The organism is Streptomyces sp. PsTaAH-124 (assembly GCF_000373685.1).
GTDB classification, from domain to species: Bacteria; Actinomycetota; Actinomycetes; order Streptomycetales; family Streptomycetaceae; genus Streptomyces; species Streptomyces andamanensis.
This window is the reverse complement of sequence record NZ_KB892163.1, coordinates 85,406-98,887: the sequence shown is the minus strand read 5'-3', so window position 1 is coordinate 98,887 and position 13,482 is coordinate 85,406. Positions and strand designations below refer to the sequence as shown.

Genomic DNA, 13,482 nt, shown 5'->3' with positions numbered 1-13,482 from the left:
GTGCGCACGCTCCCTCGCACCCGCCCCGGAGCACGCGCCCTCTCCCGACCACCGGATCCACCGGTCCCACCGGACCCACTCGAAGTGGAGTGTTCTCTGTGATGCAGGCCATCAGCCGCAAGACCTCTCGTCTCGCCACCGTCGGCGCCCTCGCGGGCGCGGCCGTCCTCGCCGTCTCCGTCCCCGCGTTCGCGCACGTCACCGTGGCGGCGGAGGGCGCCGCGGCCAAGGGCGGCTACGCCGTCGTCGACTTCAAGGTGCCCAACGAGCGCGACAACGCCTCCACCACCAAGCTGGAGGTCGCCTTCCCGACCGACCACCCGCTGGCCTCGGTGATGCCGGAGCCGGTCAACGGCTGGAAGGTCGAGGTCACCAAGTCCAAGCTGGACAAGCCCCTGGAGATGCACGGCAAGCAGATCTCCGAGGCGGTCAGCAAGGTCACCTGGACCGCCACCGACGGCAAGGGCATCCTGCCGGGCTACTTCCAGAAGTTCCCGGTGTCCGTGGGCGCGCTGCCCCAGGACGCCGACCAGCTCGTCTTCAAGGCCCTCCAGACGTACTCCAACAAGGAGGTCGTCCGCTGGATCGAGGTCCCGCAGAAGGGCCAGGCCGAGCCCGACAACCCGGCGCCGACGCTCCAGCTGACCGCCGCGGCGGACGACGCCCACGGAGCGGCGGCCCAGAACGCCTCCGCCGGTTCCAAGTCCGCCGAGAGCACCTCCACCGCCGCCGCCGAGAGCGGCAGTGACACCACCGCCCGCGTCCTCGGCGTCGTGGGCATCGTCGTCGGCGCGGCCGGCGTGGCGTACGGCGTGTTCGCCGGGCGCCGCCGCACCGCCGCCTGATCCTGCTCGTCCGTGCCGCGCACCGGGACCGCACGAGGTCCGGGTACGGCCGTCCCCCGCTGTGGGGCGTACGGGCCCGGTGCGCGCCGGAGTTCTCACATCTGGGACATTTTTCTATGCGCAAGAAGACGTTCGCCGCGGCCGCACTGCTCGCCGCCGCGACGATGACCCTGTCCGCCTGCGGCAGCGGCGACGGCGACGAGAAGGCCGCCACCGTCGTCGCCGAGCAGCCCTCGCAGCAGCCCGCGACCGTGCTCGACCAGCCCTTCGAGAAGCCCGACCTGGTGCTGACCGACGTCCACGGCAAGAAGTACGACCTCCGCAAGGAGACCGCGGGCCGGCCCACCCTGATCTACTTCGGCTACACCCACTGCCCCGACGTCTGCCCGCTGACGATGAACAACCTGGCGGTCGCCAAGAAGGCCCTGCCCAAGGCGGACCAGGACAAGCTGCGCGTGGTGTTCGTCACCACCGACCCGGGCCGTGACACACCCGCCGAACTCGGCAAGTGGCTCAACGGCATCGACCCACAGTTCGTCGGGCTGACCGGCGACTACGCCACCATCGAGGCCGGTGCGCGCAGCATCGGCATCACCGTCGAGCCGACCAAGAAGGACAAGAACGGCAAGCTCGTGTCGGTGCACGGCGCCCAGGTCGTCGCGTTCTCCCCGAAGAACGACACGGGTTACGTGGTCTACGACGAGGACGCCACCGTCGGCGACTACACCAAGGGCCTGCCCAAGCTGATCAAGGGACAGAACCCGTGAGGCGCCGGGCGGCGGCCGGACTGACGGCGGTGGCCCTGGCCGGCACGGCCCTGCTGAGCGGCTGCGGCGGCTCGGCCTCCGGCGCCGAGTCCGCCGGGAAGGCCGAACTGTCCGTCAGCGGCGCCTACATGCCCCAGCCGGTGTCCGACTCGATGGCGGCCGGTTTCCTGACGATAGTCAACAAGGGCGGCGCCGACGACGAGCTGACCTCGGTGACCAGTGACGCCGCGGGTTCCGTGACCGCGCACCGCACGGTCGGCCAGACGATGCAGGAGGCGGACCGGCTCACCGTGCCCGCCCACGGCCGACTGGTGTTCAAGAGCGGTGCGAACCACCTGATGTTCGACATGCTCAAGCGCAGACCCGAGCAGGGCCAGACGGTCTCCGTCCAGCTGCACTTCGCCAAGTCCGGCGAGCTGCGGGTCGAGATGCCGGTGAAGCCCGCCACGTACGTCCCCGAGACCGGACACTGAGGGAGGGACCACCTTGACGCCGACCATCACCCCCCGCGTACGGAACCTGGTGCTGCTGTTCCTGGCCGTCGCCTGCGCGCTCCTGGCCGGTGCCGCACCGGCCTCCGCGCACGCCGCGCTGACCGGCAGCGACCCCCGGCAGGGGGCGGTGGTCGCCCAGGCACCCGCCCAGGTCGCGCTGACCTTCTCCGAAGAGGTCGCGATGAACGGCGACTCGCTGCGGGTGCTCGACCCCAAGGGGGCCCGCGTCGACACCGGGAAACCGGCCCACGTCAGCGGCACCACGTACAGCGTGCGGCTGCGCGGCGGCCTGGCCAAGGGCACGTACACCGTCACCTACCAGGTGGTCTCCGCGGACAGCCACCCCGTGGGCGGCGCCTACACCTTCTCCATCGGGGCGCCCTCCAAGACCGCGGTCGTGGCCGGCGGCCAGGACGTGGGCGGCGGGTTCGTCGGCTGGCTGTACGGCATCGGGCGTTATGTGTCGTACGCCGGTTTCATCGTCCTGACCGGCGGTGCCGCCTTCGTCCTGGCCTGCTGGCAGCGCGGCGCCGGGGTGCGGGCCGTGCAGCGGCTCGTCGTCTCCGGCTGGGTCGCGCTCACCGCGGCCACCCTGGCGCTGCTGCTCCTGCGCGGCTCCTACACCACCTCCGGGAAGGCCGGGGACATCTTCGACCTGAACCTGCTCGGCGAGGTGCTCCAGACCAAGACGGGCGCCGCCCTCGTCTCCCGGCTGCTGCTGCTCGCCGCCGCGGCGCTCTTCGTCGCGGTGCTCTTCGGGGCGTACGAGAAGCGGGAGGCCGAGGAGAAGCGGGATCTGACGTTCGGGCTGGCGATCGGGGGCGTTGTGGTGGCCGCCGGGCTGGCGGCGAGCTGGGCCCTGGCCGAGCACGCCTCGGTCGGCCTCCAGCCGGGCATCGCGATGCCGGTCGACGTCGTCCATCTGCTGGCCGTCGCCGCCTGGCTGGGCGGACTCGTCGCGCTGCTGGTCGCGCTCTACCGGGCGCCCGCCGACACCCCGGTCGAGGCCGCGGCCGTACGCCGCTTCTCCCGTCTCGCCTTCGGCTCCGTGGTGGCCCTGGTCGCCACCGGCATCTACCAGTCCTGGCGTCAGGTCGGCTCCTGGTCGGCGCTGACCGGCACCCGCTACGGGCAGCTGCTCCTGATCAAGGCCGGTCTGGTGCTGCTGATGGTCGCGGTCGCCTGGTTCTCCCGGCGCTGGACGGGACGGCTGGCGGACGCGGTGACCGGCGGTGCCGCCGCCCGGACGGCCACCGGTTCCGCCACCGGCTCCGGGCGCGGCTCTGTCACGGGTCCGCGTAAGGCGCCGGTCGGCGCGAAGAAGCCGGTCGGCGCGCGGACGGGTGCGGCGGACGGGGAGACGGGGGGAGACGGCGCCGACGAGGACACTGCGGGAGAGACGGACAGCGGGGCAGCCGGTAAGGCAGGTGCTGCCGGTGAGGCGGGTGCGAAGGCGGGCGACTCCCGCCGGGCCGCCCAGCTCGCCCGGCAGCGGGCCGCCGTGGACGCGGCGCGGCAGAAGCGGCTCCGGGACGGCGACCCGAACCGGTTCGGGCTGCGCCGCTCGGTACTGATGGAGGCCGGTGTCGCCGTCGTCCTGCTCGCCGTCACCACCGTGCTGACCCAGACCGAACCGGGCCGCACCGAGGAGGAGGCCAAGGCGGCCACCGCGTCCTCGTCGTCCTCCGCCGCCTCGTCCTCGACCGGTGCGGCCGCCCTCGACCTGCCGTTCGACACCGGTGGCCAGAACGGCCGGGGCGTCGTCCGGATCGACCTCGACCCCGCACGCGTGGGCGCCAACGAGCTGCACGTCTACGCTCAGCGGCCGGACGGCAAGCCGTTCGACGTCGCCGAGCTGAAGATCGCCTTCACCCTCCCCGCCCAGAAGATCGGGCCGCTCCCCGTAGCTCCCGACCACATCACCATCGGACACTGGGCGGCGGACGGGGTGCAGATCCCCATGGCGGGCGACTGGGAGGTCGCCGTGACCGTGCGGACCTCCGACATCGACCAGGTGACCGTCACCAAGAACGTCAAGATCGGCTGAACCACCATGACCGACCAGTCCGCCCCGAAGAACACCTCCCGGAGCACCCGGGCTTCCCGGTCCTCCGGGGGTTCCCGGTCCTCCGGGGCTTCCGTCCCCGCCGCTGGCTCCGGCTCCGGCTCCGCTTCGGCCGTGCCCGAGCCCAGGGCGGCCGACGCCGCCACCGGGGCGGGCATCTCGCGGCGGCGGCTGCTCGGCACGGCCGGTGCCAGTGGGCTGGTTCTGGGTGCGGCGGGCGCGGCCATCGGTTACACCACCGCGCCCGCCGGTGCCACCCCGCTGACCGCGCTCGGCTCCGATCGGGCTGTGTTTCACGTGAAACACCAGCCCGGGATCACAGAGGGGCTCCAGTCCAGCGGCCATCTCGTCGCCTTCGACCTGACGGCCGGGTCGGGCCGCAAGGAGGCGGCTGCCCTGCTGCGCCGGTGGTCGGGGACCGCCGAACGGCTGATGGCGGGCGAGCCCGCCGCGCACGGTGACACCGGCGTCGCACGGGACGCGGGTCCCTCGTCCCTGACGATCACCTTCGGCTTCGGCCGGTCGTTCTTCGACCGGACCGGTCTGGCACAGCAGCGGCCCGCCGCCCTGGAGCCGCTGCCCGCCTTCTCCTCCGACCGGCTCGACAAGGCCCGCAGCGACGGCGATCTCTGGGTGCAGATCGGCGCCAACGATGCCCTGGTCGCCTTCCACGCTCTGCGGGCCCTCCAGAAGGACGCGGGCAGCGCCGCCCGGGTGCGCTGGCAGATGAACGGCTTCAACCGGTCCCCGGGCGCCACCGCGCGCCCCATGACGGCCCGCAACCTGATGGGCCAGGTCGACGGCACCAACAACCCGAAGCCCAAGGATTCTGACTTCGACCAGCGCATCTTCGTGCCCGGCGGGGGCCGCCCAGCCTGGATGGCGAACGGCTCGTACGCCGTCGTACGCCGGATCCGCATGCTCCTGGATGACTGGGAGAAGCTGTCCCTCCCCGAGCAGGAGAACGTCATCGGGCGCCGCAAGGCCGACGGCGCACCGCTCAGCGGGGGCACCGAGACGACCGCCATGGACCTGGAGAAGCCCGGCCAGGACGGCACCTACGTCGTCCCGGTCAACGCGCACGCCCGCATCACCCGCCCCGACCAGAACGGCGGCGCGGCCATGCTGCGGCGCCCGTTCTCGTACCACGACGGCATCGGCCCGGACGGCACACCGGACGCGGGGCTGCTGTTCATCTGCTGGCAGGCCGATCCGCTGCGGGGCTTCGTACCGGTGCAGCGCAAGCTGGACCGCGGCGACGCGCTGTCACCGTTCATCCGGCACGAGGCGAGCGGACTGTTCGCCGTGCCGGGCGGGGCCGCGCAGGGCGAGTACGTCGGGCAGCGGCTCCTGGAGGGATGACGCCTCGGAAGGCACAGCCCCGGAGGGCACACCCCGTTCGGAAGGGTGAGGGGAGCCGGGGCGGACCTTAGGGTGAGGGCATGTCAGCGAGCTACACCTATCTCGGTCCGGAAGGCACCTTCACCGAGGTGGCGCTCCGCAGACTCCCGGAGGCGGCCACCCGGGAGCTGGTCCCTCAGGTGTCCGTGCAGTCGGCGCTGGACGCGGTCCGCGACGGGGCGGCCGAGGCCGCGTTCGTGCCCATCGAGAACTCCGTCGAGGGCGGCATCACCACGACGCTCGACGAACTGGTCGCGGGCCGGCCGCTGATGATCTACCGCGAGGTGCTGCTCTCGATCACCTTCGCGCTGCTGGTCAGGCCCGGTACCGGGCTCGACGCCATCCGGACGGTCACCGCCCATCCGGCCGCCCAGCCGCAGGTGCGCAACTGGCTGAAGGCGCGGCTGCCCGACGCCCGCTGGGAGTCGGCCGCCTCGAACGCCGACGGCGCCCGGCTGGTCCAGGAGGGCCGTTACGACGCCGCCTTCGCCGGTGAGTTCGCCGCGGCCCGGTACGGGCTCGAAGCGCTGGAGACGGGCATCCATGACGCGGAGAACGCGCAGACCCGGTTCGTTCTCGTCGGCCGTCCCGCACGGCCGGCCGCGCCGAGCGGTGCGGACAAGACGTCCGTGGTCCTGTGGCAGCGGGCCGACCATCCCGGCGGCCTGCGCGACCTGCTGGGCGAGTTCTCCGGCCGGGGGATCAACCTGATGCTGCTCCAGTCCCGTCCCACCGGCGCGGGCATCGGCAACTACTGCTTCTGCATCGACGCCGAGGGGCATATCGCCGACCGCCGGATGGCCGAGGCCCTGACGGGCCTGAAGCGGGTCTGCCCGGAGGTGCGCTTCCTCGGCTCGTATCCGCGCGCGGACATCGGCGCCGCGGACGTGCGGCCCCCGTTCGCCGGAACGTCGGACGAGGAGTTCATGGCCGCGGCCGAGTGGGTGGCACGCTGCCAGGACGGCCGTTTCTAGTCACTTCCGATCGGGTACGACCAGTCCTACCTGCAGATCTTCGTTATCCACAGAAGTTATCCACAGGTCCGCTTCTCGACCTGGGGACAAGTCGACACCAGCAGCCGAGTCGGTCGACAAATCGCCCTTCGGACCCCAGGGCGGGTCATCCAGTGGCAGGTCACCCTTCGTCCACTCGTTTCCCATGGTTCATCTTTTGGGGCGACCCTTTTCCACCCGAAAGTGGGTGTCGAACCCGTTTGGACCGGGAATTCTTGCGGTGCCCCGTACTTCCGGAGTGATCAATTCCGAAGTCCACAGATCTTTCGCACAGCCTGTGGATAACTTTTCCGCAGTCCTGGATTCCTGTGGACAACCGACCCGCCAAGTCCGGTTGCCCACAAGGGAATCCAGTCAACAGGACGGCGGTCGGACGTCCTCTTCCAGGGGGCCGCCGGGGGCTCAATTGACACGGTGCGCAATTCTGCCCTGACCGTGCGTACGGCCCCGCGGAGCGGCGGGCCCGAATCGCAGGGGAGCGGACCCGAATACTGGGTCGTGAGCCGGAACGCCGCACCGGTAGCCTTGAGCACGTGATTGACCTTCGTCTGCTCCGTGAGGACCCTGACCGTGCGCGCGCCTCGCAGCGTGCCCGTGGAGAGGACGTCGCGCTCGTCGACTCCCTCCTGTCTGCCGACGAGCGGCGCAGGTCGTCCGGCGTCCGCTTCGACGAGCTGCGCGCCGAGCAGAAGGCGCTGGGCAAGCTCATCCCCAAGGCCGCCGGTGACGAGAAGGCCGAGCTGCTGAAGAAGGCGAGCCAGCTCGCCGCCGACGTCAAGACGGCCGACGCCGAGCGCGACGCGGCCGACGCCGAGACCCAGGAGCTGCTGCTCCGGCTCGGCAACCTCGTCCACCCCGAGGTCCCGGTCGGCGGCGAGGAGGACTTCGTCACCCTGGAGACGCACGGCACCCACCGCGACTTCGCCGCCGAGGGCTTCGAGCCCCGTGACCACCTGGAGCTGGGCCAGCTCCTCGGCGCGATCGACGTGGAGCGCGGCGCGAAGGTCTCCGGCTCCCGCTTCTACTTCCTCACCGGTGTCGGCGCCCTGCTGGAGCTGGCCCTGGTGAACGCGGCGATCGCCCAGGCCACCGCCGCCGGCTTCACGCCCATGCTCACCCCGGCGCTGGTGCGCCCGCAGTCCATGGCCGGCACCGGCTTCCTCGGCCAGGCCGCCCAGGACGTCTACCACCTCGACAAGGACGACCTGTACCTGGTCGGCACGTCCGAGGTGCCGCTGGCGGCGTACCACATGGACGAGATCATCGACGCGGACCGGCTGCCGCTGCGCTACGCGGGCTTCTCGCCCTGCTTCCGCCGCGAGGCCGGCTCGCACGGCAAGGACACCCGGGGCATCTTCCGTGTGCACCAGTTCGACAAGGTCGAGATGTTCTCCTACGTCGCCCCCGAGGACTCGCGGGCGGAGCACCAGCGGCTGCTGGAGTGGGAGAAGCAGTGGCTGACCTCGCTGGAGCTGCCGTTCCGCGTGATCGACGTCGCCTCGGGCGACCTCGGTTCGTCGGCCGCGCGCAAGTTCGACTGCGAGGCGTGGATCCCGACCCAGGGCAAGTACCGCGAGCTGACCTCGACCTCGGACTGCACCGAGTTCCAGTCGCGGCGGCTGTCCATCCGCGTCCGCGACGGCAAGCAGGTCAAGCCGCTGGCCACGCTGAACGGCACGCTGTGTGCCGTCCCGCGCACCATCGTCGCCCTGCTGGAGAACCACCAGCAGGCCGACGGCTCCGTGCGCGTGCCCGAGGTGCTGCGTCCCTACCTCGGCGGCCGGGAGGTCCTGGAGCCGCTGGCCAAGTGACCGCCACCGCCACCACGGCCGTCGGCGAGAACTCCGGCGGCCTCCCCTACCGGCTGATCGCGACCGACCTGGACGGCACCCTGCTGCGGTCCGACGAGTCGGTCTCGCCCCGCACGCGTGAGGCGCTCGCCGCGGTGACCGCGGCGGGTGCCGCGCACATCGTCGTCACCGGCCGCGCCGCCCCCTGGACCCGGCACGTCCTGGACGACCTCGGCTACCGCGGCCTCGCGGTCTGCGGCCAGGGCGCCCAGGTGTACCACGCCGGCGAGCACCGGCTGCTGACCTCGGTGACCCTGGACCGGCAGCTGGCCGGGGTGGCGCTGGCCAAGATCGAGGCCGAGGTCGGCCCGCTGTACCTGGCGGCAAGCCGGGACGGGCTGGACGGCGAGGTGCTGGTCGGCCCCGGGTACGCCGTGACCGGCACCCTGCCCGCCACCCCGCTGACGGACGCCTCCGAGCTGTGGAGCGCTCCGCTCAACAAGATCTACATCCAGCACCCGACGCTCTCCGACGACGCGCTCGCCGAAGCCGCCCACCGGGCGGCGGGCGGCTTCGTCTCGGTCACCATGGCCGGCGAGGGCATAGTGGAGCTTCTTCCGCTCGGCCTGTCGAAGGCGACGGGGCTGTCACTGGCCGCCCGGCGGATGGGCCTGAAGCCGGCCGACACGATCGCCTTCGGCGACATGCCCAACGACATCCCCATGTTCGCCTGGGCCGCCCACGGGGTGGCCATGGCCAACGCCCACGAGGAGCTGAAGGCGGTCGCGGACGAGGTGACGGCCTCCCACGAGGAGGACGGCATCGCGGTGGTGCTGGAACGGTGGCTGGGCTGAGCCCGGACCATCACGCCGCCCAGCCCGACCAAGCTCTGTGGCCTGTGACCTGCGCCCGGTGTGTTCTCCGGTCGCTGGTCCGCTGGTCCGCTGGTCGCTGATTTTCTGGTCTCTGCGGAGGATGCACGGATCGAACGTGCGCGGGGGTGACCCCGACCACGGCTCAGCAAGCCGGTGCCTTACCGCTCGGCCAACCCTCCGGGTGGGCGGCTCACGCGACACCGGGTCGCGTGCTCGAAGCAGCCGCCCCGGGCAGTGCCCCGTGCGGGGCGGGTTCCACGGAGCGGGTCAGCGCTCCGGACTCCGCCGCGGGCTGCCCTGTCGGGAGCCGGGCGTACTGCCGTGCATGGGCATCGCCTCGCTCCTCTCCCGGTGCATGGGCGCCGGTCCGATCCGGCGCTGCGGACATCACCACTGTGCCCACCGGGCAACCGCGGCGCCACTGAATTTGCCCCGGACGCCCGGCCGTTCGGCGCCGCCCTTGTCGGCAGCGGCCTCGTCGGCAGCGGCCCTGCCGGGCGAGCCGTCGGCCGGGTGAACCGTCGGCCGGGTGAACCGTCGGCCGGGTGAGCGAGGGGCCGCGCCCGCTCGCCCACCCCCGGACATGTCCGGCTCTCACTCCTCGCCGGCGAGGGTCAGGGCCCGCAGCTTCTGCCCCGCGTACCAGGTGGCCAGCACGGTCACCAGCACCAGCAGGACCGTCGCCGTCGTCAGCCCGACCTCGGAGGTCACCAGGTCCCCGCCTGCGACCTTGTGCGCCACGGCCAGGGCCCACTGCTGGACGCTCAGGGTGCGCGCCCCGGGCACCAGGGAGCCGAACAGCGCCTCCCAGACCAGCGCGTAGACCAGTCCGAGGACCACCGCGTGCCGGGAGACCGTGCCCAGCAGGAGGAAGAGGGCGGCGTAGGCGATGGAGGCGACCAGCGCCGCCACCGTGTAGGCCACCGCGACCTGCTGGCCGTTGCCGTTGAGGATCAGTCCGGCGATCAGCGTCGGCACCGCGGAGAACACCATCGTCACGGCGATGGCCACGATCAGCTTGGTGAAGATGATGACCGGCCGCTTCAGCGGCTTGGACAGCAGGTACACCACCGAGCCGTCGTCGATCTCCGGTCCGATGGCGCCGGTGCCGGCGATGACGCCGATGATCGGCACCATCGTGGCGAGGGCGAAACCGCCGAGGACGTTCACCGCGGTCTGGTCGTCGGCGCCGGTGAGGGCGCGGACGGCAACGGCGATGACGATCAGCAGCAGGGGCAGCGCGCCGAGGATGAGGGCCCGGCGGCGGCCGAGCAGAGCCCGATAGGTGAGCCGGGCGACTGTGGGGTCGTACATCGTGGGGCCTCCTACGCCGCGACCAGATACGAGAAGACGGACTCGAGGGACTCGTCGGACGGCGAGACCGTGTGCAGCCGGATGCCGTGGTCGCGGGCCACCTTCGGCAGCAGCGCGGTGAACCGGCCGAAGTCGACGGCCTGGACGCGCAGCGCGCCCTCGGCGAGGTCCACCTCGATGCCGGAGGTCGACGGGTCGGCGATCAGCGCCGCCGCGAGGGCCCGGTCGTCACTGGAGCGCACCAGGTAGCGGTGCGGACGGTCGGTCATCAGGCGGCGGATCTTGCGGAAGTCACCACTGGCAGCGTGCCGGCCGGCGACGATGACCTCGATGTGCCAGGCGAGCTGCTCGACCTCCTCCAGGATGTGGGAGGAGAAGAGCACCGTGCGGCCCTCGTCGCCCATGCGCCGCAGCAGATCCATCAGCTGCATGCGCTGGCGCGGGTCCATGCCGTTGAACGGCTCGTCCAGCAGGAGCAGCGAGGGGTCGTGGACGAGGGCGCTGGCCATCTTCACGCGCTGGCGCATGCCCTTGGAGTAGGTGGAGATCTTCCGGTCCTGCGCGTACTCCATCTCGACCGTGGCCAGTGCCTTCTGCGCGGCCTTGGCGCCCAGGCCGTGCAGTTCCGCGTTGGCGACGACGAATTCGCGGCCGGTGAGGAAGTCGTACATCGCCTCCCGCTCGGGGACCACGCCGATGTGCCGGTAGATCTGCTCGTTGCGCCAGACCGGCTGGCCGTCGAGGGTGACGGTGCCGGTGGAGGGGGCGAGGAAGCCGCCCATCATGTTGATCAGTGTGGACTTCCCGGCGCCGTTCGGGCCGAGCAGGCCGGTGACGCCGGGGCCGACGTTCATGGTGATGTCGTTGACGGCGACCACGTTGCCGAACCAGCGGGAGACGTGGTCGATGCTCAGCGTGGTCACAGTCCCACCTTCTTGTAGCGGCGCAGCAGGAGCCCGTAGGCGGCGGCGATGAGGCCGAGGACGACCAGGACGTAGACGACGCCCTGTCCGCTGCCGGGGCCCGCGGCTCCGGGCGCCGAGGAGGTCGCGCCCAGGAAGGCGGTCTGCACGCCGTCGATGAGGGTGACCGGTGAGAACAGGCCGATCCACGGGATGGCGGAGGTGCTGTTCTGGGCGTCGGCGATGGCTTCGAGCGTGGAGACCGCGCCGTAGGAGATGACGAGCACGGCGATCACCGCGGCGATGCCGAAGCCGCGGCGCGGGGTGATCGCCGCGATCACCAGGCCGATGCCGGCGAAGAGCAGGGAGAGCAGGGCCACGGAGACGAGTCCTTCGGCGAATCCCTTGGTCTGGTCGGCGAAGTCGAGCTTGGCCAGCAGGGCACCCACGTAGAGGACCAGCAGGGGGGCGGCGGTCAGGATGAACAGCGCCGAGGCCAGCGCCGCGTACTTGGCGCGGACGTAGTCGGCGGTCTCGATGGGCCGCGAGAAGTACAGCGGCACGGTCTTGAAGCGCAGGTCGCGCGAGACGGACTGGGGTGCCTGCGAGGCGACGTACAGGCTGATGACGCCCTGCATGATGATGGCGTAGCGCGTGTAGTCGACGGGCAGATCCTTGGCCTTGGTGGCGACCGCGACGGCGACCATGATGGCCGCGGGCACGCACATCACCACGAACAGCAGCATCGGCAGCACCTTGGACTTCACCGAGCGGCCGAGGCCGTAGGCGCCGCGCAGGGACTGCGAGTACAGCGAGCGGCGGGCGTAGGCGCGGCCCAGGCGCGGACCGTCGTAGTTGCGGTAGCCGATGTTGTGGATCCGGGTCTGGTCGCCCGAGGGCGGCACCGGATTGCGCAGGGGCTGCTCAATTGCCATGGCCGACCGCCTCCTTCCGCTGTCCGTCGCGCTGTTCGTCGTCCCGGAAGACCTCCGAGATGTGGTGCCGGCGCTGCTCCATGCGCACCAGGCCGAGTCCGAGGTCCGCGATCACGTCCCGGACCAGGTCGTACGTCTCCTCGCTCTGGGCGGTGAGGAGCAGCACATGGCCCGCGCCGGGCAGTCCGGTGCCGTCCTCGGTCTGCACACCGCGGGCGGTCAGGGCCTCGCGCACCGCGCGGGTGCCGTCCGGGTGTTCGTCGCTGTCGGTGACCTCGACGGCGAGGGTGGTCGTGGTCTGGGTGAAGTCGGTGGTGGAGCTGGAGCGCAGGAGCTTGCCGCCGTCGACCACGACGACGTGGTCGCAGGTGCGCTCCAGTTCGCCCAGGAGGTGCGAGGTGACCAGGACCGAGATGCCGAAGTCGGTGTGGATGCGGCGGATGAGGCCGAGCATGTCGTCGCGGCCGACCGGGTCGAGGCCGTTGGTCGGCTCGTCGAGGAAGACCAGCTGCGGGTCGTGCACCAGGGCCTGGGCGAGCTTGACGCGCTGCTTCATGCCGGTGGAGTAGCCGCCGATGGGCCGGTAGCGCTCCTCGTAGAGCCCGACGTGGCGCAGGGTGTCCGCGGTGCGCTCGCGCGCGGCGGTGGGCGGCAGGCCGGACATGCGCGCCATGTGGACGACGAACTCGGTGGCCGAGACGTCCGGCGGCAGACAGTCGTGCTCGGGCATGTACCCGACCCGCTCGCGGATCTCGGCGCCCTTGGTGGCGACGTCGAGGCCGAGCACCTCGGCGCGGCCCTCCGTGGCGGGGGACAGACCCAGCAGGATCTTGATCAGTGTGGACTTGCCGGCCCCGTTGGCGCCGACGAGTCCGGTCACACCGGGTCCGACGTCCACGGAGAGCCGGTCAAGAGCGGTCACCCGGGGGAACCGCTTGCTCAGGCTTTCGGTCGCGATCACAGTCACGTCGTCGACGATAGTGACGCCCGCCACGCGAGTCGTCAGACCCCAGAGCCGTCTTCGCGTCCCTCTGGAGTATTACGGGGCCCTAGGGGGTGCCGCTCCGAAGTCCTACAGGTT

12 protein-coding genes and 1 tRNA gene are annotated in these 13,482 nt (G+C 71.5%); 8 read left to right on the top strand and 5 right to left on the bottom strand.

Annotated features, from left to right (window positions below; translation table 11 throughout):
* The first annotated feature begins 101 nt into the window (after positions 1–101).
* The 8 genes from B086_RS0110045 (at position 102) to B086_RS0110010 (ending at position 9,229) form a co-directional block, all read left to right on the top strand.
* Positions 102–845, top strand: coding sequence for a YcnI family protein (locus B086_RS0110045; protein ID WP_018566287.1), 744 nt, complete (start codon positions 102–104; stop codon positions 843–845).
* A gap of 116 nt (positions 846–961) precedes the next feature.
* Entirely contained in the window at positions 962–1,612 is a 651-nt protein-coding gene (locus B086_RS0110040; protein ID WP_018566286.1) for an SCO family protein, read from the top strand.
* Positions 1,609–2,085, top strand: coding sequence for a copper chaperone PCu(A)C (locus B086_RS0110035; protein WP_018566285.1), 477 nt, complete (start codon positions 1,609–1,611; stop codon positions 2,083–2,085). Before B086_RS0110040 ends, B086_RS0110035 begins: the two co-directional genes overlap by 4 nt.
* Positions 2,086–2,098: 13 nt before the next feature.
* Positions 2,099–4,153 (top strand): copper resistance protein CopC, encoded by a 2,055-nt coding sequence (locus B086_RS0110030; RefSeq protein ID WP_018566284.1) that lies wholly within the window; start codon positions 2,099–2,101, stop codon positions 4,151–4,153.
* Positions 4,154–4,159: 6 nt separating this feature from the next.
* On the top strand, positions 4,160–5,533 hold the full coding sequence (gene efeB, locus B086_RS0110025; protein WP_018566283.1) for an iron uptake transporter deferrochelatase/peroxidase subunit: 1,374 nt from the start codon (positions 4,160–4,162) through the stop codon (positions 5,531–5,533).
* A gap of 80 nt (positions 5,534–5,613) precedes the next feature.
* A complete protein-coding gene (pheA, locus tag B086_RS0110020; RefSeq protein ID WP_018566282.1) occupies positions 5,614–6,546 on the top strand; it encodes a prephenate dehydratase in 933 nt (310 codons plus the stop codon).
* Between the two features lie 572 nt (positions 6,547–7,118).
* Positions 7,119–8,396 (top strand): serine--tRNA ligase, encoded by a 1,278-nt coding sequence (gene serS / locus B086_RS0110015; RefSeq protein WP_018566281.1) that lies wholly within the window; start codon positions 7,119–7,121, stop codon positions 8,394–8,396.
* On the top strand, positions 8,393–9,229 hold the full coding sequence (locus B086_RS0110010) for an HAD family hydrolase (protein ID WP_018566280.1): 837 nt from the start codon (positions 8,393–8,395) through the stop codon (positions 9,227–9,229). The genes serS and B086_RS0110010 overlap by 4 nt, the downstream gene beginning before the upstream one ends.
* Before the next feature lie 115 nt (positions 9,230–9,344).
* On the opposite strand, the gene B086_RS0110005 is transcribed toward B086_RS0110010, so the two are convergent.
* The 5 genes from B086_RS0110005 to B086_RS0109985 all read right to left on the bottom strand — a co-directional run bounded on the left by B086_RS0110005 (position 9,345) and on the right by B086_RS0109985 (position 13,362).
* Positions 9,345–9,429 (bottom strand) — tRNA-Ser (locus B086_RS0110005).
* A gap of 415 nt (positions 9,430–9,844) precedes the next feature.
* A complete protein-coding gene (locus tag B086_RS0110000; protein ID WP_018566279.1) occupies positions 9,845–10,564 on the bottom strand; it encodes an ABC transporter permease in 720 nt (239 codons plus the stop codon).
* 11 nt (positions 10,565–10,575) lie between these two features.
* A complete protein-coding gene (locus tag B086_RS0109995; RefSeq protein WP_018566278.1) occupies positions 10,576–11,487 on the bottom strand; it encodes an ABC transporter ATP-binding protein in 912 nt (303 codons plus the stop codon).
* On the bottom strand, positions 11,484–12,401 hold the full coding sequence (locus tag B086_RS0109990) for an ABC transporter permease subunit (RefSeq protein ID WP_026252276.1): 918 nt from the start codon (positions 12,399–12,401) through the stop codon (positions 11,484–11,486). Before B086_RS0109990 ends, B086_RS0109995 begins: the two co-directional genes overlap by 4 nt.
* Positions 12,391–13,362, bottom strand: a complete 972-nt coding sequence (locus tag B086_RS0109985; RefSeq protein ID WP_026252275.1) for an ABC transporter ATP-binding protein — start codon at positions 13,360–13,362, stop codon at positions 12,391–12,393. Before B086_RS0109985 ends, B086_RS0109990 begins: the two co-directional genes overlap by 11 nt.
* Between the last annotated feature and the right edge of the window lie 120 nt (positions 13,363–13,482).

Excerpts from the sequence above, each read along its gene's own strand:
- B086_RS0110045 (WP_018566287.1), top strand. The coding sequence starts at position 102 with ATGCAGGCCATCAGCCGCAAGACCTCTCGTCTCGCCACCGTCGGCGCC.
- B086_RS0110040 (WP_018566286.1), top strand. The coding sequence starts at position 962 with ATGCGCAAGAAGACGTTCGCCGCGGCCGCACTGCTCGCCGCCGCGACG.
- efeB (WP_018566283.1), top strand. The coding sequence starts at position 4,160 with ATGACCGACCAGTCCGCCCCGAAGAACACCTCCCGGAGCACCCGGGCT.
- pheA (WP_018566282.1), top strand. The coding sequence starts at position 5,614 with ATGTCAGCGAGCTACACCTATCTCGGTCCGGAAGGCACCTTCACCGAG.
- B086_RS0110000 (WP_018566279.1), bottom strand. The coding sequence starts at position 10,564 with ATGTACGACCCCACAGTCGCCCGGCTCACCTATCGGGCTCTGCTCGGC.
- B086_RS0109990 (WP_026252276.1), bottom strand. The coding sequence starts at position 12,401 with ATGGCAATTGAGCAGCCCCTGCGCAATCCGGTGCCGCCCTCGGGCGAC.